Source organism: Streptomyces sp. NPDC000983, from assembly GCF_040299205.1.
In the GTDB taxonomy this organism is placed as follows: domain Bacteria; phylum Actinomycetota; class Actinomycetes; order Streptomycetales; family Streptomycetaceae; genus Streptomyces.
In genome coordinates this window covers 119,195-140,549 of the sequence record NZ_JBEPBM010000008.1, presented here as the reverse complement: position 1 = coordinate 140,549, position 21,355 = coordinate 119,195, and the positions used below count along the sequence as shown (strand labels likewise).

The window sequence follows — 21,355 nt, the reverse complement described above, 5'->3', positions numbered from 1 at the left end:
GTCGGGAAAGCGCCGACAGCGCCGCCAAGGTCGCACGGGACCGAGAAGGAATTAGTACGACAAGCCGAAGAAAAGGCCGCTTCACTCTTCTGGGTGAGCTATAAGCCCATTTGCCCGTAATGTCTATGCTCGACCTTTACTCTGAATTACGATCCGTTTACTGAGCGTTGAATTATCCCGCCGCTGCACGCCGTGACCCACGGCCGCCGACCCGACCCCCGCCATCCCGACGAGGGACACCAGATCCGCGACCGCGCCGCCCCGGAGGAGACGGGAACCATGTCAGCCTGCGTCCCCACCCGCACCACCGACCCCACCCACACCGATCCGGGCCACCAGTCCCACAGCCCGCCACCCCCACGCCCCCGCCGCTTCCGCATCGCGGGCGCCGACGTCTCGGCGTCGATCGCGGTCTTCCTGATCGCCCTGCCCCTGTCCCTGGGCATCGCGCTCGCCACCGGCGCGCCCCTCCAGGCCGGACTGGTCGCCGCCGCCGTCGGCGGACTCGTCGTCGGCCGGCTCGGCGGCTCCCCGCTCCAGGTGAGCGGTCCCGCCGCCGGCCTCACCGTCGTCACCGCCGAACTGATCCAGCGCTACGGATGGCGGACGACCTGCGCCATCACCGTGCTCGCCGGGGTCACCCAGATCGCCCTGGGCTGTCTGCGGGTGGCCCGCACCGCGCTCGCCGTCAGCCCCGCCATCGTGCACGGCATGCTCGCCGGCATCGGCGTCACCATCGCCGTGGCCCAGCTGCACATCGTCCTCGGCGGCACCCCGCAGAGCTCCGTCCCCGACAACCTGCGCGCCCTGCCCGCCCAGTTGGCCGAGGTGCGGCCCGCCTCGCTCACGGTGAGCGCCCTCACCCTCGCCCTGCTGCTGCTCTGGCCGCGCATCCCCGGCCGCCCCGGCCGCCTGCTGCGCAGAATCCCGGCCGCCCTGGTCGCCGTCACCGGCGCGACCCTGGCCGCCTCGCTCGCCGGGCTCCGGCTGCCCAAGGTCGACCTGCCGTCCTGGTCCAGCCACGCCCTGGCCGGCCTGCCCGAGGGGCCGGTGCTCGGCATCCTGGCCGCCGTACTGACCACCACGCTGGTGTGCAGTGTGCAGTCACTGCTCGGCGCGGTCGCGGCCGACAAGCTCGTCGCCGGCCGGCCCGGGCTGCCCGTCCGCGTCAGCCGCTCCGGCCTGGACCGCGAACTGCTGGGCCAGGGCGCCGCCAACATCGTCTCCGGCGGCCTCGGCGGGCTGCCCGTGGCCGGGGTCGCGGTACGGACCTCGGCGAATGTGCACGCGGGTGCCGTGAGCCGGAACTCCACGATGCTGCACGGCGTTCTCGTAGTGATCGCCGCGCTGTTGCTGGTACCGCTGCTGGAGCTGATCCCGCTCGCCTCCCTCGCCGCCCTGGTGATGGCCGTCGGCATCCAGATGGTGTCCCTGCACCACATCCGCACGGTCACCCGCCACCGGGAGGTCGCGGTCTACGCCGTCACCACCACGGGCGTCGTCTTCCTCGGCGTCCTGGAGGGCGTGCTCCTCGGGATCGCCGTGGCGGTCGGCGTCTCCCTGCACCGCCTCGCCCGCACCCGTATCACCCACGACGAGCAGGAAGGAGTCCATCACGTACACGTCCGCGGCCAGTTGACGTTCCTCGCCGTGCCACGGCTCAGCCGCGCCCTGCACCTCGTCCCCCAAGGCGCGCCCGTCGTGGTCGAGTTGGACGGCTCGTTCATGGACCACGCGGCCTACGAGTCGCTCCAGGACTGGCAGAACTCCCATACCGCGCACGGTGGTTCGGTCGAGCTGACCGGCCGGCGGGCAGGTGTGCGGATCGCCGGACCGGAGGCCCTCGCCACCGGGCACGCCGAGCCCGGGGAGTCGGCCACGACCGGCTGCCGCTGCCGCCCCTGGACGCCCTGGCGCAACCACCAGTGCGAGGGCCCCCTCTTCGCACCCGAGTCCGAGGCACGGACCGACGGCGACGAGGCGGACCCGGCCGGATCCGCCCACGGCCCGAGAAGACATGAACTGGCCCGTGGCATCAGCGCGTTCCAGCGACACACCGCGCCCCTGGTCCGCGGTGAGCTGGCCCGGCTGGCGCGGGAGGGGCAGCAGCCCTCCCAGCTCTTCCTCACCTGCGCCGACTCCCGGCTGGTCACCTCGATGATCACCTCCAGCGGTCCCGGCGACCTGTTCGTGGTGCGCAATGTGGGCAACCTCGTGCCCCTGCCCGGCGCGGAGAGCGGGGACGACTCGGTGGCGGCCGCGATCGAGTACGCGGTGGACGTGCTGAAGGTGCGGTCCATCACCGTGTGCGGGCACTCGGGGTGCGGGGCCATGCAGGCCCTGCTCACCTCCGACCCGAGCGGTGCGCCGACCCCGCTCAAGCGGTGGCTGCGGCACGGGCTGCCCAGCCTGGAGCGGATGGCCGAAGACGGCCGGGCCCGGCCGAGCCTCACCGGGCGCGCACCGGCCGACGCGGTCGAGCAGCTCTGCCTGACCAACGTGGTCCAGCAGCTGGAGCACCTGCGGGCCCACGACTCGGTAGTCCGCGCGCTCGGTGCGGGCGAGCTGGAGCTGCACGGGATGTACTTCCATGTCGGTGAGGCGCAGGCGTATCTGCTCACCGGCGCCGATCAGGGCCAGGTGTTCGATCACGTACGGGCGGCGGACCTGGTGGTCTGAGGCCGGCGGAGACGGCGGTGGGCGGCCCCGGGACGGCGGGGCCGCCTCCGGCGCGTCGCGGGCCCGCCGCCACTCGGGGTGTGAAAGGCGTTACAGACCATGAACTCCGCCTGGTCAGCGTCCGTGGGTACGGATGAGCCGACTGCCGGAGAACGGCCGCCAACAGGGCGCCCACAGGTCTAAACCAATTTCCCGTCGGCCCTTGTCATCGGGCCCCCGGGTCTGATGAGCTGTGGCCTGGGACACAACGGACACCCTGGGAAAGGGAGATGTCGTGAGCAACGAAAGCCTGGCCAACCTCTTGAAGGAGGAGCGACGCTTCGCGCCGCCCGCTGACCTGGCCGCGAACGCCAACGTCACGGCGGAGGCGTACGAACAGGCCAAGGCTGACCGGCTCGGCTTCTGGGCCGAGCAGGCCCGCCGGCTGAGCTGGGCCAAGGAGCCGACACAGACGCTGGACTGGTCGAACCCGCCGTTCGCGAAGTGGTTCGAGGACGGCGAGCTCAACGTCGCGTACAACTGCGTGGACCGGCACGTGGAGGCCGGGCACGGGGACCGCGTCGCCATCCACTTCGAGGGCGAGCCCGGCGACAGCCGCGCGATCACCTACGCCGAGCTCAAGGACGAGGTCTCCAGGGCCGCCAACGCGCTGCTGGAGCTGGGTGTGCAGAAGGGCGACCGGGTCGCCGTCTACATGCCGATGATCCCCGAGACGGCCGTGGCGATGCTGGCCTGCGCCCGGATCGGCGCCGCCCACTCGGTGGTTTTCGGCGGCTTCTCCGCCGACGCCCTCGCCACCCGCATCCAGGACGCCGACGCCAAGGTCGTGATCACCTCCGACGGCGGCTACCGGCGCGGCAAGCCCTCCGCGCTGAAGCCGGCCGTCGACGAGGCGGTCGCCAAGGCCGGCACCGTCGACCACGTACTCGTGGTCCGGCGCACCGGCCAGGAGGTCGCCTGGGACACCGACCGCGACGTGTGGTGGCACGAGATCACCGAGCGGCAGAGCGCCGAGCACACCCCGGAGGCGTTCGGGGCCGAGCACCCGCTGTTCATCCTCTACACCTCGGGCACCACGGGGAAGCCCAAGGGCATCCTGCACACCTCCGGCGGCTACCTCACCCAGGCGGCGTACACCCACCACGCGGTCTTCGACCTCAAGCCCGAGACCGACGTCTACTGGTGCACCGCCGACGTCGGCTGGGTCACCGGGCACTCCTACATCGTCTACGGCCCGCTCGCCAACGGCGCCACCCAGGTGATGTACGAGGGCACGCCGGACACCCCGCACCAGGGCCGCTTCTGGGAGGTCGTGCAGAAGTACGGGGTGACGATCCTGTACACGGCGCCGACGGCGATCCGTACGTTCATGAAGTGGGGCGACGACATCCCCGCGAAGTTCGACCTCTCCAGCCTGCGGGTGCTCGGCTCGGTCGGTGAGCCGATCAACCCCGAGGCGTGGGTCTGGTACCGCAAGCACATCGGCGGCGACCGCACCCCGGTCGTGGACACCTGGTGGCAGACCGAGACCGGCGCGATGATGATCTCGCCGCTGCCCGGCGTCACCGAGACCAAGCCCGGCTCGGCGCAGACCCCGCTGCCCGGCATTTCGGCGACCGTCGTCGACGACGAGGCCAACGAGGTTCCGAACGGCGGCGGCGGTTACCTGGTGCTGACCGAGCCGTGGCCGTCGATGCTGCGCACCATCTGGGGCGACGACCAGCGGTTCATCGACACCTACTGGTCACGCTTCGAGGGCAGGTACTTCGCCGGCGACGGCGCGAAGAAGGACGACGACGGCGACATCTGGCTGCTGGGCCGGGTGGACGACGTGATGCTGGTGTCCGGGCACAACATCTCCACCACCGAGGTCGAATCGGCCCTCGTGTCGCACCCGTCGGTGGCGGAGGCGGCCGTGGTCGGCGCGGCCGACGAGACGACCGGACAGGCGATCGTCGCCTTCGTGATCCTGCGCGGCTCGGCGGCGGAGACCGACAACCTGGTGGGCGACCTGCGCAACCACGTCGGCGCGACACTGGGACCGATCGCCAAGCCCAAGCGGATCCTGCCGGTGGCGGAACTGCCCAAGACCCGCTCCGGGAAGATCATGCGCCGCCTGCTGCGCGACGTGGCGGAGAACCGGCAGCTCGGCGACGTGACCACGCTGACCGACTCCACCGTCATGGACTTCATCCAGGCCAAGCTCCCGGCCTCGTCCAGCGAGGACTGACCCACACCGAAACAGCACCCGCACCACCGACGCCCGGCGCACCCCGCGCCGGGCGTCACCCACGTCCGGGCCCGCGCCCGCGCCCGGGGCCCGGTGTCCTCACCCGGCGCCCTTGGATAGGGTGAACACCGCAACAGGTACTGAAGGTGCGCCGGGAAGTCTGGTCGGCAAGAGTTTGTGCTGCCCACTTCTCGGAGGTTCCCGTGTCCGCGCCCCGCACCCCCCGCAAGGTCCTCGGCCGGCTCTCCCTGCCGGAGCGCACCTTCGTCGCGGACGCGCTGCGCACCGAGACCGTCGGCGGGGTCCTGCTGCTCGTCGCCGCCGTGGCCGCCCTGATCTGGGCGAACATCCCCGCGCTGAGCGACAGCTACGAGACCGTCGGGCACTTCCACATCGGACCCGAGGCCCTGGGCCTGGACCTGTCCGTGGAGCACTGGGCGGCCGACGGCCTCCTCGCGATCTTCTTCTTCGTCGCCGGGATCGAGCTCAAGCGCGAACTCGTCGCCGGTGACCTGCGCGACCCGAAGGCCGCCGCCCTGCCGGTGGTGGCCGCCCTGTGCGGAATGGCCGTACCGGCGCTCGTCTACGCCCTCACCAACGCCCTCGGAGGGGGTTCCCTGGACGGCTGGGCGGTGCCCACCGCCACGGACATCGCCTTCGCGCTCGCCGTGCTCGCCGTCATCGGCACCTCCCTGCCGAGCGCGCTGCGGGCCTTCCTGCTCACCCTCGCCGTCGTGGACGACCTCTTCGCGATCCTGATCATCGCGGTCTTCTTCACCGACACCATCGACCTCGCCGCGCTCGGCGGCGCCTTCCTCGGCCTCGCCGTCTTCTGGCTGCTGCTGCGCACGGGCGTACGCGGCTGGTACGTCTACGTGCCGCTCGCCCTGGTGATCTGGGCGCTGATGTACAACAGCGGCGTCCACGCCACCATCGCCGGTGTCGCCATGGGCCTGATGCTGCGCTGCACGCGCCGCGAGGGCGAGGAGCACTCCCCGGGCGAGCGCGTCGAGCACCTGGTCCGGCCTCTCTCGGCGGGTCTGGCCGTACCGCTGTTCGCGCTGTTCAGCGCGGGCGTCACCGTCGGCGGCGGCGCGCTCGGCGAGGTGTTCACGCAGCCGGAGACGCTGGGCGTCGTCCTCGGACTGGTCGTCGGCAAGACGGTCGGCATCTTCGGCGGCACCTGGCTGACCGCCCGCTTCACCCGGGCCTCGCTCAGCGACGACCTCGCCTGGCCGGACGTGTTCGCGGTGGCCACCCTGGCCGGTATCGGCTTCACCGTGTCGCTGCTCATCGGCGAACTCGCCTTCGAGGGCGACGCGGCCATGACGGACGAGATCAAGGCCGCCGTGCTGATGGGCTCCCTGATCGCGGCGGTCCTGGCGACGGTCCTGCTGAAGCTGCGCAACAGCCGGTACCGCCGGATGACGGAGGCCGAGGAGCGCGACGACGACCAGGACGGCATCCCGGACATCTACGAGGAGGACGACCCGGAGTACCACCTGAGGATGGCGGCCATCCACGACGCCAAGGCCGCCGAGCACCGGCGGATCGCCGAAGTGCGGGCCGCGGAACGCGCACGGCTTGCCGAAGTGACGGGCGGGGCAGGCGAGGAGAACCGCCGTCGGGCATGATCTGACGGGACGGTACAAAAGACGAGACCTCACCCACATGGTCAGAAGAGGGAGAACGCGATGAGCGCACCCGACGGCAGCCCGGTCGGCGCCGAACGCAGCATCGGCCAGCTGTTCGCCTCGGCGACGACCGAGATGTCCGCACTGGTGCACGACGAGATCGCCCTCGCCAAGGCGCAGCTGAAGCAGGACGTGAAGCGCGGCGCGACCAGCGGCGGCGCGTTCATGGTGGCCGGCGCGGTGCTGGTGTTCTCGCTGCCGATGCTGAACTTCGCCCTGGCGTACGGCATCCACACCTGGAGCGACTGGAACCTCGCCCTGTGCTTCCTGCTCTCCTTCGCGGCCAACGTGCTCATCGCCGTCGTCCTCGCCCTCGTCGGCGTCGTCTTCGCGAAGAAGGCCAAGAAGGGCAAGGGCCCGCAGAAGGTCGCCGCCTCGGTGAAGGAGACGGCCGGCGTCCTGCAGAACGCCAAACCGCACCCCCGCCCGGTGCCCGCCCTGGAGGACCGGTCGCCCGCGGCCCTCGAAGCTGTGGCACGCTCGACGTCATGACGGACCCGGCCCCCACTCCTTCGGCGCAACCCGCCTCGGTCGTGCGCATCGATGGTCCCTGGACCCACAGGGACGTCGCTGCCAATGGTGCGCGCTTCCACATCGCCGAGATGGGCGACGGGCCACTGGTCCTGCTTCTGCACGGCTTCCCGCAGTTCTGGTGGACCTGGCGGCACCAGCTGCCCGCGCTCGCCGACGCCGGGTTCCGGGCGGTCGCCATGGACCTGCGCGGCGTCGGCGGCAGCGACCGCACCCCGCGCGGCTACGACCCCGCCAACCTGGCCCTCGACATCACCGGCGTGATCCGCTCCCTCGGCGAGCCGGACGCCGCCCTGGTCGGCCACGACCTCGGCGGCTACCTGGCGTGGACGGCCGCCGTGATGCGCCCGAAGCTGGTGCGGCGGCTCGCGGTGGCGTCGATGCCGCATCCGCGGCGCTGGCGCTCGGCGATGCTCTACGACGTCCGGCAGACCTCCGCCGGGTCCTACGTCTGGGGCTTCCAGCGGCCCTGGGTCCCGGAGCGGCAGCTGACCGCAGACGACGGGGCGCTGGTGGGCCGGCTGGTACGCGACTGGTCCGGGCCCCGGCTGCCCGAGGACGACGTGGTGGACACCTACCGCCGGGCGATGTGCATCCCCTCCACGGCGCACTGCGCGATCGAGCCGTACCGCTGGATGGTCCGCTCGCTGGCCCGCCCCGACGGCATCCAGTTCAACCGCCGGATGAAGCGCCCGGTCCGGGTGCCGACGCTGCATCTGCACGGCTCGCTCGACCCGGTGATGCGCACCCGCAGCGCGGCCGGCTCGGGCGAGTACGTCGAAGCCCCGTACCGCTGGCGCCTGTTCGACGGACTCGGACACTTCCCGCACGAAGAGGATCCGGTCGCTTTCTCCACAGAACTGGTCAATTGGCTGAAGGATCCCGAACCCGATCGGTGACGGTTCCGACGCTCCCGGTACCCGGCACTGAACGCCTGTACTACGAACGGCCAATTGCCCGGCGCATAGGCCAATTGGGGGCCCTGGGGGCGGTTATCGACCTTGGGGCGGGGGCAGACGTCGGGGTATGGGCTGGACGCACGACTACAACGACGTAGCACGCAACCGCCGCTCGGGCAGCGCCCTGAGCTCCCACGAGGGCGGCAGCGCCCCGGAGATGGCGGACACCGATCTTCGAGTGGGTATTCCACACATCCTTCGCCGCCGGGCCCGCTGGGTCTCGGTACGACTTCGCCACCCGCGCGGCTGACCCCTCCCGGGCTGATCCCTCCCGGGGTCAGAGCGCGCAGCTGTCGCTGTCCACCTGCTGGTCGGCGGTACGTCCGGCGGCGATGTCCTCCTGGATCTCGTCCGCCGTCAGCGCGTACCCGGTGTCGGCGTCGTCGAGCGACTTCGCGAAGACCACGCCGTACACCTTGCCCTCGGGCGTGAGCAGCGGGCCGCCGGAGTTGCCCTGGCGGACGGTGGCGTACAGCGAGTACACATCGCGGTGCACGGTGCCGCGGTGATAGATGTCCGGACCGTTGGCCGGGATACGGCCGCGGACCCGGGCGGCGCGGACGTCGTACGCGCCGTTCTCCGGGAAGCCGGCGATGATCGCGTCGTCGCCGCCGCGGGCGTCGGTGGAGGTGAACCGCAGTGCGGGCGCGTCCAGATCCGGTACGTCGAGCACGGCGATGTCGCGCTTCCAGTCGTACAGGACGACCTTCGCGTCGTACTTGCGGCCCTCTCCGCCTATCTGGACGGTGGGTTCGTCGACGCCGCCCACGACGTGCGCGTTGGTCATCACGCGGCGGTCGGCGAAGACGAAGCCGGTGCCCTCCAGGACCTTTCCGCAACTCTCCGCGGTGCCCACGACCTTGACGATGGAGCGCTTGGCGCGGGTGGCGACGGCGCTCTCGGCGAGCGCCGGGTCGGGCGGACTGACCTCGGTGATGGGCTCGTTGGAGAACGGGCTGAAGACCTGCGGGAAGCCGTTCTGCGCGAGGACCGAGGAGAAGTCGGCGAACCAGGTGTCGGCCTGATCGGGCAGGGCCCGGGAAACACCCAGCAGCACCTTGGAGTTGCGCACCTCCTTGCCGAGTGTCGGCAGGGTGGTGCCGGCCAGGGCCGAGCCGATCAGCCAGGCGACCAGCAGCATGGCGACGACGTTGACCAGGGCGCCGCCGGTGGCGTCCAGGGCGCGGGCCGGGGACCAGGTGATGTAGCGGCGCAGCTTGTTGCCGAGGTGGGTGGTCAGGGCCTGGCCCACCGAGGCGCAGACGATCACGACGACCACGGCGACGACGGCCGCGGTGGTGCTCACCTCGGAGTTGTCGGTCAGGGCGTCCCAGATCACCGGGAGCAGGTAGACGGCGACGAGACCGCCACCGAGGAAGCCGATCACCGACAGGATGCCGACGACGAAGCCCTGGCGGTAGCCGACGATCGCGAACCACACCGCGGCGAGCAGCAGCAGGATGTCCAGCACGTTCACCGCTTCAAGCCTCGCCTCGTCACTTCACGGCAACCCCGGATTGCACAACACACGGCGACCACCCTGTCATGACCGCCAGTCGAGCGGGACCTGGTTCTCCCGGTCCCAGGGCAGCTCCCAGCCCGCGAAGTGCAGCAATCTGTCGATGATCCCCGCGGTGAAACCCCAGACCAGAGCCGATTCGACCAGGAATGCCGGACCTCGGTGGCCGCTCGGGTGGACGGTGGTGGCACGGTTGCGCGGGTCCGTGAGATCCGCCACGGGGACGGTGAAGACCCGGGCCGTCTCGTTCGGGTCGACGACACCGACCGGGGTGGGCTCGCGCCACCAGCCGAGCACCGGGGTGACCACGAACTGGCTGACCGGGATGTACAGCCTGGGCAGGACGCCGAAGAGCTGCACCCCGGCCGGGTCCAGCCCGGTCTCCTCCTCGGCCTCGCGGAGCGCGGCCCGCAGCGGCCCGTCGGCCTCGGGGTCGCCGTCCTCGGGGTCGAGGGCGCCGCCGGGGAAGGCGGGCTGGCCCGCGTGCGAACGCAGCGAGCCGGCCCGCTCCATCAGCAGCAGCTCGGGCCCGCGCTCGCCGTCCCCGAAGAGGACGAGCACCGCGGACTGCCGTCCCGCGCCGTCCTTCGGCGGCAGGAAGCGGCTCAGCTGGCGCGGCTGGACCGTCTCGACGGCCTCCACCACCGGGTCCAGCCAGACGGGCAGCCCTTCCTTGCTGAGCACCACCGGACCGCCCTGCGTATCGCTCGCCCGTGTCATCGCCACCCCCGTCGTCCTGCCGTGTACAACGCCGGGCCGCGCCGAGATCGTTCCGCCCGCGTGCGGCCCGTCATCCGGCCCCCAGCGGCGGCGCCGGCCTGCCGCCCGCGTCCAGGTACGCCTGCGGCGGGTTCAGACGCTGGCCGGGGAAGCCGCCCTTCTCGTACTTGAGCAGCTTCTTCGCCTTCTCCGGGTCCGTCTCGCCCTCGCCGTACGCGGGGCAGAGCGGGGCGACGGGGCAGGCGCCGCAGGCCGGCTTGCGGGCGTGGCAGATCCGGCGGCCGTGCCAGACGACGTGGTGCGAGAGGTCGGTCCAGTCGCTCTTCGGGAACAGCGCGGCGATCTCGGCCTCGATCTTGTCGGGGTCGGTCTGCTCGGTCCACTTCCAGCGCCGGACCAGCCGCTGGAAGTGGGTGTCCACGGTGATCCCGGGCCGCCCGAAGGCGTTGCCGAGGACGACGAAGGCGGTCTTGCGTCCGACGCCGGGCAGCTTGACGAGATCCTCCAGGCGGCCCGGCACCTCGCCGCCGAACTCCTCCGAGAGGGCCTTGGACAGGCCCATGACCGATCTGGTCTTGGCCCGGAAGAACCCGCACGGCCGGAGGATCTCCTCGACCTCCTCCGGGACGGCCGCGGCCAGGTCCTCCGGGGTCGGGTACTTGGCGAACAGCGCGGGGGTGGTCTGGTTGACGCGCAGGTCGGTGGTCTGGGCGGACAGGACCGTGGCGACCAGGAGCTGGAAGGAGTTCTCGAAGTCCAGCTCGGGGTGGGCGTAGGGGTAGACCTCGGCGAGCTCGCGGTTGATGCGGCGGGCGCGGCGGACCAGGGCGGTGCGGGTCTCGGCCTTCGGCGCGGCCTTCTTCGCGGGCGGGGCCGGCTTGGCGGGCGCGGCTTTCCCGGCGGACGCGGCCTTCGCGGCGGGCGCCGCCTTCTTCTTCGCCGAGGCGGCCTTCTCCGCGGGCGCGGCCTTCTTCGGCGCGCCCTTCCTCACCGGGGCCGCCTTCTCCGCGCTCGAAGCCTCTGAGACCCCCGCACCTCCTGCCGCTTTTGCCGGGTTCCTTCCGCCACCGGGGTTCTGTTCGCCCACAGCGGAATCACGACGTACAACCACCCGCCCAGCCCCCTTGGCCTGTGCTCTCACCGGCGTTTTGGACACCCGGCCAGCCTAGAGCCCGGCACTGACATCCGCCCCGGGCCCTGAAGATCAGCCCCCAATTGGACCCCTGCCGCTTACCTCGGGACATGTGTGCGGCATCCTTGTGACAGATCACACTGTTTGGACCGTCCGGCAAGATGGGGAACACGGTCCCCTGGTACCAAGGGGTAGCAAGATCCCCTGAGCAGGTCGACAAGGAGAGAACTCGTGGACGACGTTCTGCGGCGCAACCCGCTCTTCGCGGCGCTCGATGACGAGCAGTCCGCGGAGCTCCGCGCCTCCATGAGTGAGGTGACCCTCGCGCGCGGCGACTCCCTCTTCCACGAGGGCGATCCCGGTGACCGGCTCTACGTGGTCACCGAGGGCAAGGTCAAGCTCCACCGCACGTCCCCCGACGGCCGCGAGAACATGCTGGCCGTGGTGGGTCCGGGCGAGCTGATCGGTGAACTGTCCCTGTTCGACCCGGGCCCGCGCACCGCGACCGCGACCGCGCTGACCGAGGTCAAGCTGCTCGGCCTCGGCCACGGCGACCTCCAGCCCTGGCTGAACGCCCGTCCCGAGGTGGCCACCGCGCTGCTGCGCGCCGTGGCCCGCCGGCTGCGCCGCACCAACGACGCCATGTCCGACCTGGTCTTCTCGGACGTCCCCGGCCGGGTCGCGCGCGCCCTGCTGGACCTCTCCCGCCGCTTCGGCGTGCAGTCGGAGGAGGGCATCCACGTGGTGCACGACCTCACGCAGGAGGAGCTGGCCCAGCTGGTCGGCGCGTCCCGCGAGACGGTCAACAAGGCCCTCGCCGACTTCGCCCAGCGCGGCTGGCTGCGCCTGGAGGCCCGCGCGGTGATCCTCCTGGACGTCGAACGCCTGGCGAAGCGCTCGCGCTGACCCGGAGCAGGACATGACGAGGGGCCCCACCGTCGGACGGTGGGGCCCCTCGTCATGTCCGGGCAGCGTGCGGCTAGATCAGCCCGTGCTCGCCCAGGTACTCCAGCTGGGCGCGGACCGACAGCTCGGCCGCCGGCCACAGCGAGCGGTCCACGTCGGCGTACACGTGCGCGACGACCTGGTCGGGCGAGCGGTAGCCGTCCTCCACCGCGGTCTCCACCTGGGCGAGCCGGTGGGCGCGGTGCGCGAGGTAGAACTCGACGGCGCCCTGGGCGTCGTCGAGGACCGGGCCGTGACCGGGCAGCACCGTGTGGACGCCGTCGTCGACCGTCAGCGAGCGCAGCCGCCGCAGCGAGTCCAGGTAGTCGCCGAGACGGCCGTCGGGGTGCGCCACGACCGTCGTACCGCGCCCCAGGACCGTGTCCCCGGTCAGCACCGCCCGATCGGCCGGGAGATGGAAGCACAGGGAGTCCGCGGTGTGCCCGGGCGTCGGTACGACGACCAGCTCCAGACCGCCCACCCGGACCACGTCCCCGGCCCCGAGTCCCTCCTCGCCGAGCCGCAGCGCCGGGTCCAGGGCGCGTACCGCGGTACGGGTCAGTTCGGCGAAGCGGGCGGCGCCTTCGGCGTGGTCGGGGTGACCGTGCGTCAGCAGGGTGAGCGCGATCCGCTTGCCCGCCCGCTCGGCGGTGTCCACGACCTGCCGCAGGTGCCCCTCGTCGAGCGGGCCGGGGTCGACCACCACGGCCAGCTCGGAGTCGGGCTCGGACAGGATCCAGGTGTTCGTGCCGTCCAGGGTCATCGCGGAGGCGTTGGGCGCGAGGACGTTCACGGCGCGCGCGGTCGCGGGACCCGAGAGGACTCCGCCCCTGGGCCGGCCGGGAAGGGTGCTGGCGTCCGTCATGCGGGGGCTCCCCCGGTCGGCGCGGTCGGGATGTGCTTGGTGAACTCGTCGTGGCCCGGCCAGGACAGCACCAGTTCGCCGTCCTCCAGACGGGCCTCGGCGAGGACGGGCGTCATGTCCCGCGCGGGGGCGGCGGCGAGGGCCTCCGCCGCGGTGGCGTGGGGGGTCAGCTGGCGCAGGGTGGCGATGGTGGGCGGCATCATCAGCAGTTCGCCCCGGTCGTAGGACTCGGCCGCCTCCCGGGGTGCGATCCACACCGTGCGGTCGGCCTCGGTGGAGGCGTTGCGGGTGCGCTGCCCCTCCGGGAGGGCCGCGACGAAGAACCAGGTGTCGTAGCGGCGGGACTCGAACTCCGGGGTGATCCAGCGCGTCCACGCGCCGAGCAGGTCGGAGCGCAGGACCAGGCCCCGGCGGTCCAGGAACTCGGCGAAGGACAGGTCGCGGGCGACCAGGGCGGCCCGGTCGGCCTCCCAGTCGGCGCCCGTGGTGTCGCCGACGACCGACTCGGGGGTGGGTCCGGCGAGCAGGACGCCCGCCTCCTCGTACGTCTCCCGTACGGCCGCGCAGACGATCGCCTGGGCGCCCGCCTCGTCGACGCCGAGCCGCTCGGCCCACCACGCGCGTGCGGGACCCGCCCAGCGGACGTGGTGATCGTCGTCACGGGGGTCCACGCCACCCCCCGGGTACGCGTACGCCCCGCCGGCGAAGGCCATGGAGGCGCGTCTGCGCAGCATGTGGACGGCGGGGCCGGTGTCGGTGTCCCGCAGCAGCATGACCGTCGCCGCCCGCTTCGGGGACACCGGGGTGAGGGTGCCTTCCGCGAGGGCACGGATGCGGTCGGGCCACTCCGGGGGATACCACTGACCGTTCGCCATGTGCGGAGGCTATCTCGGTGCGCGCGGATGTTCGAGGGGTGCCGGGGCCTCCGGCGGGGTGGCGGTCCGCAGGTGGGGGGCCTGCACCCGCGTACGGCGGGCGGCACGCACGCGGGGGTACGGGAGCCGGAGCGACCCGGGGCTACGGCGGTCGGCCCGACGCGGGCGTACGGCAGTCGGTCCGAGTACGGGCGTACGGCGGGCGGCACGCACGCGGGCGTACGGGCGGCCCGCGCCGAGAAACGGTTCGGCGCCCCTGCCGTACGGCGGCCGAAGCCGAGCCGTCGCCGGGGGCGCCGAGAAACATCCAAGCCGGGGGCGCCGAGCGGCGACGGCAACCAGGGTTGCCGCGCAAGACCCGCAACCGGGGTTGCCGCGCAACACCCGTAACCCGGGTTTCCGTACGGCACCCGTACCCCGGTCATCACGCAGCACCCGTAACCGGGTCACCTCGCAACGTCCGCAACCGGGGTAGCCGCACCGCGCCCGTCGCCGCGGGCTCCGCTCCGCGTCAGGCGCTCGTCAGCTCCACCTGGACCTCGACCTCGACCGGCGCGTCCAGCGGCAGCACCGCCACGCCCACCGCGCTGCGCGCGTGGACGCCCTTGTCGCCGAGGACCTGGCCGAGCAGCTCGCTGGCACCGTTCACGACGCCCGGCTGGCCCGTGAAGTCCGAGGCGGACGCCACGAAGCCCACGACCTTCACCACGCGCGCGATGCGGTCCAGGTCGCCCGCGACCGACTTGACCGCGGCGAGGGCGTTCAGCGCGCAGATCCGGGCCAGGTCCTTGGCCTCCTCCGCCGTGACCTCGGCCCCGACCTTGCCGGTGACCGGCAGCTTGCCCTCGACCATGGGGAGCTGGCCGGAGGTGAAGACGTACACGCCCGACTGCACGGCGGGCTGGTACGCGGCCAGCGGCGCGGCGACCGCCGGCAGGGTCAGCCCCAGCTCGGCGAGGGTCTCCTCGACCGCGCTCACGCCTTCTCCCGCTTGAGGTAGGCCACCAGCTGCTCGGGGTTGTTCGGCCCGGGCACGACCTGGACGAGCTCCCAGCCGTCCTCGCCCCAGGTGTCCAGAATCTGCTTCGTGGCGTGGACGAGCAGTGGCACAGTCGCGTATTCCCACTTGGTCATGTGGGCGACTCTAGCCGCTGCCGCCGGGACGCTCGCGCACACGTTGTCCACAGCCTCCGGCGTGATCCGGCGGCCGACTGGTTAGGCTCGAAGACGTGAGCAGGCTCCAGGTCGTCAGCGGCAAGGGCGGGACCGGAAAGACCACGGTCGCCGCCGCGCTCGCGCTCGCCCTCGCAACCGAGGGGAAGCGCACGCTTCTCGTCGAGGTCGAGGGCAGGCAGGGCATCGCACAGCTCTTCGAAACAGAAGCGCTGCCCTACGAGGAGCGGAAGATCGCCGTCGCTCCAGGGGGCGGGGAGGTGTACGCCCTCGCCATCGACCCCGAACTGGCCCTTCTGGACTACCTCCAGATGTTCTACAAGATGGGCGGTGCGGGCAGAGCCCTGAAGAAACTCGGCGCGATCGACTTCGCCACCACCGTCGCCCCGGGTCTCAGGGACGTCCTGCTGACCGGCAAGGCGTGCGAGGCGGTGCGGCGCAAGGAGAAGAACGGGAGCTTCGTCTACGACTACGTGGTCATGGACGCCCCGCCCACCGGCCGCGTCACCCGCTTCCTGAACGTCAACGACGAGGTCGCCGGCCTCGCCAGGATCGGCCCGATACACAATCAGGCCCAGGCCGTGATGCGGGTGCTGAAGTCGCCCCAGACGGCGGTGCACCTGGTGACGCTGCTGGAGGAGATGCCGGTCCAGGAGACCGCGGACGGCATCGCCGAACTGCGCGCGGCACGCCTCCCGGTGGGCCGGGTCATCGTGAACATGGTGCGCCCCCAGGTGTTGGACGCGGACGAGCTGGAACTCGTACGCGGCACACCCCGTACGGCGTTCGCGCAGTCCCTGTCGGCGGCCGGCCTCGGCGGGGCGCGGCGCGGCGGGCACGCGGAGCGGCTGGTGGACCCGCTGCTGAGGCAGGCCGAGGAGTACGCGGAGCGGTACACGCTGGAGGAGGAACAGCGGTCCGCGCTCGGCGAGTTGGACCTGCCGCTGCACGAACTGCCGCTGCTCGCCGAGGGCATGGACCTGGCGGGACTGTACGAACTGGCCACCGAGCTGCGAGAGCAGGGGATGACATGAGCCCGGACGCCGACCGGTCCCAGACCCAGGCACCCCACCACCTCTCCCCCACGCACGCGCTGGACGTCGATCCGCTGCTGGACGACCCGGGGACCCGGATCATCGTGTGCTGCGGGTCGGGCGGTGTCGGCAAGACGACCACCGCGGCGGCGCTCGGGCTGCGGGCCGCCGAGCGCGGCCGGAAGGTCGTGGTGCTCACCATCGACCCGGCGCGCCGGCTCGCCCAGTCCATGGGCATCGACTCCCTCGACAACACCCCGCGCCGGGTGAAGGGCATCGACGACTCCGCGAGCGGCGAGCTGCACGCGATGATGCTGGACATGAAGCGCACCTTCGACGAGATCGTCGAGGCGCACGCGGACCCCGAGCGGGCGGCCGCGATCCTGGGCAACCCGTTCTACCAGTCGCTCTCGGCGGGCTTCGCGGGCACGCAGGAGTACATGGCGATGGAGAAGCTGGGGCAGCTGCGGGCGCGGGACGAGTGGGACCTCATCGTCGTGGACACGCCGCCGTCCCGGTCGGCGCTGGACTTCCTGGACGCGCCCAAGCGCCTGGGGTCCTTCCTCGACGGCAAGCTGATCCGGGTCCTGCTGGCGCCCGCGAAGGTCGGCGGCCGGGCCGGGATGAAGTTCCTGAACGTCGGCATGTCGATGATGACCGGCGCGCTCGGCAAGCTGCTCGGCGGCCAGCTGCTCAAGGACGTCCAGACGTTCGTGGCCGCGATGGACTCCATGTTCGGCGGTTTCCGTACCCGCGCCGACGCCACGTACAAGCTCCTCCAGGCGCCCGGGACGGCGTTCCTGGTGGTCGCGGCGCCCGAGCGGGACGCGCTGCGCGAGGCGGCGTACTTCGTGGAGCGGCTGGCCGCGGAGGACATGCCGCTCGCGGGTCTGGTGCTCAACCGTGTCCACGGCAGTGGCGCCGCCCGACTGTCGGCCGAGCGGGCGCTCGCCGCCGCGGAAAATCTTGACGAGTCCCGCATTGTGGATCAGGAGGGCGGGAAAGCTGGACTTCGTAACTCCCCCGACACGTCCGGCAGTTCAGAATCTCCCGCATCCGAGGCCACCGAGGAAGGCTCCCCCGCCACCCTGGACACGGCTGCGGCGAACCCCACCGACCGGCTCACCGCCGGCCTGCTGAGGCTGCACGCGGACCGTATGCACCTGCTCTCCCGTGAGCAGCGCACACGGGATCGCTTCGCCACGCTCCACCCGGAGGTGGCGGTCGCCGAGGTGGCCGCGCTCCCCGGCGACGTGCACGACATCACCGGTCTGCGGGACATCGGAGACCGGCTGGCGGCCGGCAGGCCGGAGCTGCCCAGCTCCGAGACCTCCGACACCTGAGCCGGCCGTGAGCCGACGGAGGTCGGCCCTGTCGGCCCGAGCCCCGATGGGCCCGTGCCGTCAGCTCACCGCCGCGTAGTTCTCGTACACCTGGTCGTCATCAAGGGGCACCAGGCCCGCCCCACGCTCGTACTCCGTACGAGCCGTCTCCAGCAGTCGGCGCCACGAGGTGACGGTGGGCCGCCTGCGCAGCAGTGCGCGGCGCTCCCGCTCCGTCATTCCTCCCCATACGCCGAACTCGACGCGATTGTCGAGCGCATCGGCCAGACATTCCGTGCGTACCGGACATCCGGTGCACACCGCCTTGGCCCTGTTCTGCGCTGCTCCCTGCACGAACAGTTCATCCGGATCGGTAGTGCGGCAGGCCGCCTGCGCACTCCAGTCGGTTACCCAGCCCATACCGGCGCCGTCCTCTCCCGAATCGAGGCTCCCCCACGGCGGCAGCGGCATATTCACCGCCGCCAGTTGAGGACGTTACGGAAGGCGGGCACGGCGCAACACCCCCAGCGGGCCCAATCTTGAATGGTCCGAACGGACTATGGGTAAGCGGCAGATCACCCGGGGGAGTGAGCTGGTGACATGCGTGATCATCCCGGCAAACCGGGACAGTCCTGTTGAGTCACAACGGACGCCGGGTGACACACAAGGTGGATTCGGACACGCCTCCGCCAAAAAGTTGACGGCCGACCGGAACGATTCGGGGTCGCCGGACGTATTGATACGTGGCCCTACTGCTGTGACAGTTGGGAGCAGCTTAGGCCAAGGCATATACGCGTGTCCGGCGAATGAGAACGTAGGCTGCCCTCATGCCAAAGAAGCGCTCGGGCGGTGGTCTGTCCTCCACGCAGCAGGCCGCCAAGTTCCTCGGTGTCAGTGTCCTCGCGGGTGCCGTCATGGCCGGCATCGCCCTGCCCGCCGTGGGTGCGCTGGGGCTTGCCGCGAAGGGGTCGGTAGAGAGCTTCGACGAACTCCCGGCCAACCTGAAGACGCCGCCGCTGAGCCAGCGCACCACCATCCTCGACGCCGACGGCGGCCAGATCGCCACCGTCTACTCGCGGGACCGCACCGTGGTCGCCCTCAAGGACATCTCGCCGCACCTGCAGAAGGCGATCGTCGCGATCGAGGACGCCCGCTTCTACCAGCACGGCGCGGTCGACCTGAAGGGCGTCCTGCGCGCCCTGAACCGCAACGCGCAGAGCGGCGGGGTCGCCGAGGGCGCCTCCACGCTCACCCAGCAGTACGTGAAGAACGTCTTCGTCGAGGAGGCCGGCGACGACCCCACCAAGGTCGCGCAGGCCACCCAGCAGACCCTGGGCCGCAAGATCGCCGAACTGAAGTTCGCGATCCAGGTCGAGGAGGAGCTGGGCAAGAAGAAGATCCTCGAGAACTACCTGAACATCACGTTCTTCGGCCAGCAGGCCTACGGCGTCGAGGCCGCGGCCCAGCGCTACTTCTCCAAGTCCGCCAAGGACCTCAACCTCCAGGAGTCCGCCCTCCTCGCCGGAATCGTCCAGTCGCCGAGCCGCTACGACCCGGTCAACGACGAGGCGGAGGCCAAGCAGCGGCGCAACACCGTGCTCCAGCGGATGGCCCAGGTCGGCGACATCTCGAAGGAGCAGGCGGCCAAGGCGGCGAAGTCCCCGCTGGGCCTGAAGGTCAGCAACCCGAAGAACGGCTGCATCACCGCGGTCAACGACGCGGCGTTCTTCTGCGACTACGTGCGCAACGTCTTCCTCAACGACAAGGCCTTCGGCAAGACCAAGGAGGCCCGGGCCAAGGTCTGGAACCAGGGCGGTCTGACGATCCGCACGACGCTCGAACCGCAGGCCCAGGCGTCCGTGCAGCAGTCGCTGAAGGACCACGTCGACGAGAGCGACGAGGTCGCCTCCGCGGCCACCCTCGTCGAACCCGGCACCGGCAAGATCGTGGCGATGGGGCAGTCGAAGCCGTACGGCACCAACCCCAAGCAGAACGAGACGGTGATCAACTACTCGGTGGGCCAGCAGATGGGAACCAGCAACGGCTTCCCGACCGGCTCCACGTTCAAGCCGTTCGTGGCGGCCGCCGCCCTGGAGGCGGGCCGCCCGGCGACCCAGGAGTACCCCTCACCGTACGAGCTGACCGTCCCGAGCCCGATTCAGACGTGTGGCAAGCCCTACACCAACGAGGACGGCACCAAGATCCCCAACGAGAACGAGTCGGAGAAGGGGCCCTACCGGCTGAAGAAGGCGATGGCCCTCTCGGTCAACACCTACTTCATCGAGATGGTCGCGGACATCGGCCTCTGCCCGGTCACCGAGATGGCCGAGAAGCTGCACATCCGGCAGGGCAGCGGCAAGAAGCTGCCGCAGGTCCCCTCGATCGCCCTCGGCACCGAGTCCGTCTCCCCGCTGACCATGGCGACCGCCTACGCCGCCTTCGCCAACCGCGGCATGTACTGCACGCCGATCGCCATCGAGGCGGTCACGCAGCGGGTGGGCGACTCCAAGAAGAGCCTCGCGGTGCCGAACTCCACCTGCTCGCGGGCGATGTCGGAGGGTACGGCCGACACCATCAACGCGCTGCTCAAGGGAGTGGTCGACTCCGGTACCGGCCAGCAGGCCGGCCTCGGGGACCGGGACAACGCCGGCAAGACCGGTACGACCGACGAGCGCCGCAACGCCTGGTTCGTCGGCTACACGCCGAACCTCTCGGGCGCCGTCTGGGTCGGCAGCGCCAGCCAGCAGGTCAAGATGCGGAACATCACCATCGGCGGCGTCTACCACGACCTCGTCTACGGCTCCGACACCCCGGGCCCGATCTGGAAGGACGCCATGACCGGCGCCCTCGCCGGCAAGGCCCCCGAGTCCTTCGTCCCGGTCGTCATCCCCGACCCGGAGGAGAAGCCGAAGGACGACGAGGACCGGGACCGCGACCGTGACCCCGGTCCGGGCGACGACAACAACGGGGACGACGGCTTCATCGCCGGCCTGACGGGCGGCGGGGACACCGGCGGCACGGAGCCGACCCTCCCCGAGATCCCCGAGGGCTTCATCCAGGGCAACGGGAACGGCGGCGGACGCGGATAACGGCCCCGCCGGGCACGGCACGCGAAAGGCGCCCCACACCATCGAGGTGCGGGGCGCCTTTCGGCCTTTGAGGCTTTCGGCCTTTCGGGCCTACAGGCCTTCAGCCGTCCTCAGCCGGCCAGCAGCTTCTTCACCACGGCAGCCACCCGGCCGCCCTCGGCCAGGCCCGCCACCTTCGGGTTCACGATCTTCATGACGGCGCCCATGGCCCGCGGCCCCTCGGCACCGGCCGCCCGGGCCTCCGCAACGGCCTCGCCGACGATCCGCTCCAGCTCCTCGTCGCCGAGCTGCTTGGGCAGGTACTCGGCGAGCAGCTCCCCCTCCGCCCTCTCCCGCTCGGCGGACTCCGGGCGACCACCCTGGGCGAAGGCGTCCGCGGCCTCGCGCCGCTTCTTCGCCTCCTTGGTGATCACCTTCAGCACCTCGTCATCGGAGAGCTCGCGCTTCTCCTTGCCCGCGACCTCCTCCTTGGTGATCGCGGCGAGGGTGAGCCGGAGCGTCGAGGAACGGAGCTCGTCGCGTCCCTTGATCGCGGCGTTGAGGTCGTCGTGCAGCTTCGACTTGAGCGTGGTCATGCCGCCGATTGTC

Annotated in this window: 19 protein-coding genes; 10 read left to right on the top strand and 9 right to left on the bottom strand. The window is 71.3% G+C overall.

Annotated elements, in window-relative coordinates:
• The first annotated feature begins 279 nt into the window (after positions 1 to 279).
• The 6 genes from ABT296_RS11840 to ABT296_RS11815 all read left to right on the top strand — a co-directional run bounded on the left by ABT296_RS11840 (position 280) and on the right by ABT296_RS11815 (position 8,343).
• Positions 280 to 2,679: a bifunctional SulP family inorganic anion transporter/carbonic anhydrase gene (locus ABT296_RS11840; RefSeq protein WP_351925908.1), complete on the top strand. Its 2,400-nt coding sequence runs from the start codon at positions 280 to 282 to the stop codon at positions 2,677 to 2,679.
• A gap of 274 nt (positions 2,680 to 2,953) precedes the next feature.
• Positions 2,954 to 4,909 (top strand): acetate--CoA ligase, encoded by a 1,956-nt coding sequence (gene acs / locus ABT296_RS11835; RefSeq protein ID WP_351925906.1) that lies wholly within the window; start codon positions 2,954 to 2,956, stop codon positions 4,907 to 4,909.
• A 203-nt stretch (positions 4,910 to 5,112) separates the two neighbouring features.
• Complete coding sequence (nhaA, locus tag ABT296_RS11830) at positions 5,113 to 6,543, top strand: Na+/H+ antiporter NhaA (protein ID WP_351925904.1); 1,431 nt, start codon at positions 5,113 to 5,115, stop codon at positions 6,541 to 6,543.
• Between the two features lie 60 nt (positions 6,544 to 6,603).
• Complete coding sequence (locus ABT296_RS11825; protein WP_351925902.1) at positions 6,604 to 7,095, top strand: phage holin family protein; 492 nt, start codon at positions 6,604 to 6,606, stop codon at positions 7,093 to 7,095.
• The gene (locus tag ABT296_RS11820; protein ID WP_351925900.1) at positions 7,092 to 8,033 is read left to right on the top strand and encodes an alpha/beta fold hydrolase; all 942 of its coding nucleotides are present in this window, start codon (positions 7,092 to 7,094) and stop codon (positions 8,031 to 8,033) included. The genes ABT296_RS11825 and ABT296_RS11820 overlap by 4 nt, the downstream gene beginning before the upstream one ends.
• A gap of 127 nt (positions 8,034 to 8,160) precedes the next feature.
• On the top strand, positions 8,161 to 8,343 hold the full coding sequence (locus ABT296_RS11815; protein ID WP_351925898.1) for a hypothetical protein: 183 nt from the start codon (positions 8,161 to 8,163) through the stop codon (positions 8,341 to 8,343).
• A 27-nt stretch (positions 8,344 to 8,370) separates the two neighbouring features.
• Here ABT296_RS11815 and ABT296_RS11810 read toward each other — a convergent pair whose 3' ends face one another.
• The 3 genes from ABT296_RS11810 to nth form a co-directional block, all read right to left on the bottom strand.
• Positions 8,371 to 9,570 (bottom strand): MarP family serine protease, encoded by a 1,200-nt coding sequence (locus tag ABT296_RS11810; RefSeq protein ID WP_351925896.1) that lies wholly within the window; start codon positions 9,568 to 9,570, stop codon positions 8,371 to 8,373.
• Positions 9,571 to 9,636: 66 nt separating this feature from the next.
• Positions 9,637 to 10,332 (bottom strand): NUDIX hydrolase, encoded by a 696-nt coding sequence (locus ABT296_RS11805; protein ID WP_351925894.1) that lies wholly within the window; start codon positions 10,330 to 10,332, stop codon positions 9,637 to 9,639.
• A gap of 70 nt (positions 10,333 to 10,402) precedes the next feature.
• Positions 10,403 to 11,323: an endonuclease III gene (gene nth / locus ABT296_RS11800; RefSeq protein WP_351925892.1), complete on the bottom strand. Its 921-nt coding sequence runs from the start codon at positions 11,321 to 11,323 to the stop codon at positions 10,403 to 10,405.
• A gap of 372 nt (positions 11,324 to 11,695) precedes the next feature.
• Between nth and ABT296_RS11795 the strand changes: the two genes are divergently transcribed.
• On the top strand, positions 11,696 to 12,370 hold the full coding sequence (locus tag ABT296_RS11795) for a Crp/Fnr family transcriptional regulator (protein WP_015658871.1): 675 nt from the start codon (positions 11,696 to 11,698) through the stop codon (positions 12,368 to 12,370).
• Positions 12,371 to 12,443: 73 nt separating this feature from the next.
• Here ABT296_RS11795 and ABT296_RS11790 read toward each other — a convergent pair whose 3' ends face one another.
• The 4 genes from ABT296_RS11790 to sp36 all read right to left on the bottom strand — a co-directional run bounded on the left by ABT296_RS11790 (position 12,444) and on the right by sp36 (position 15,283).
• Complete coding sequence (locus ABT296_RS11790) at positions 12,444 to 13,274, bottom strand: MBL fold metallo-hydrolase (RefSeq protein WP_351925889.1); 831 nt, start codon at positions 13,272 to 13,274, stop codon at positions 12,444 to 12,446.
• The gene (locus ABT296_RS11785) at positions 13,271 to 14,149 is read right to left on the bottom strand and encodes an NUDIX hydrolase (protein ID WP_351925887.1); all 879 of its coding nucleotides are present in this window, start codon (positions 14,147 to 14,149) and stop codon (positions 13,271 to 13,273) included. The genes ABT296_RS11790 and ABT296_RS11785 overlap by 4 nt, the downstream gene beginning before the upstream one ends.
• A gap of 511 nt (positions 14,150 to 14,660) precedes the next feature.
• Positions 14,661 to 15,128 carry a RidA family protein gene (locus ABT296_RS11780; protein WP_351925885.1) on the bottom strand — a complete coding sequence of 156 codons (468 nt, stop codon included), beginning with the start codon at positions 15,126 to 15,128 and terminating at the stop codon, positions 14,661 to 14,663.
• On the bottom strand, positions 15,125 to 15,283 hold the full coding sequence (gene sp36, locus ABT296_RS11775; protein ID WP_003967454.1) for a Sp36 family protein: 159 nt from the start codon (positions 15,281 to 15,283) through the stop codon (positions 15,125 to 15,127). Before sp36 ends, ABT296_RS11780 begins: the two co-directional genes overlap by 4 nt.
• A gap of 95 nt (positions 15,284 to 15,378) precedes the next feature.
• On the opposite strand from sp36, the gene bagA reads away from it, so the two are divergent.
• A complete protein-coding gene (gene bagA, locus ABT296_RS11770; RefSeq protein ID WP_351925883.1) occupies positions 15,379 to 16,356 on the top strand; it encodes an ATPase BagA in 978 nt (325 codons plus the stop codon).
• Positions 16,353 to 17,699, top strand: coding sequence for an ATPase BagB (bagB, locus tag ABT296_RS11765; protein ID WP_351925881.1), 1,347 nt, complete (start codon positions 16,353 to 16,355; stop codon positions 17,697 to 17,699). Before bagA ends, bagB begins: the two co-directional genes overlap by 4 nt.
• Positions 17,700 to 17,759: 60 nt before the next feature.
• Here bagB and wblA read toward each other — a convergent pair whose 3' ends face one another.
• Positions 17,760 to 18,098: a transcriptional regulator WblA gene (gene wblA, locus ABT296_RS11760; protein ID WP_063608098.1), complete on the bottom strand. Its 339-nt coding sequence runs from the start codon at positions 18,096 to 18,098 to the stop codon at positions 17,760 to 17,762.
• 407 nt (positions 18,099 to 18,505) lie between these two features.
• On the opposite strand from wblA, the gene ABT296_RS11755 reads away from it, so the two are divergent.
• A complete protein-coding gene (locus ABT296_RS11755) occupies positions 18,506 to 20,767 on the top strand; it encodes a transglycosylase domain-containing protein (RefSeq protein WP_351925879.1) in 2,262 nt (753 codons plus the stop codon).
• Positions 20,768 to 20,877: 110 nt separating this feature from the next.
• Here the strand turns inward: ABT296_RS11755 and ABT296_RS11750 are convergent, their stop codons facing one another.
• Positions 20,878 to 21,342 carry a GatB/YqeY domain-containing protein gene (locus ABT296_RS11750; RefSeq protein WP_351925877.1) on the bottom strand — a complete coding sequence of 155 codons (465 nt, stop codon included), beginning with the start codon at positions 21,340 to 21,342 and terminating at the stop codon, positions 20,878 to 20,880.
• Positions 21,343 to 21,355: the final 13 nt, after the last annotated feature.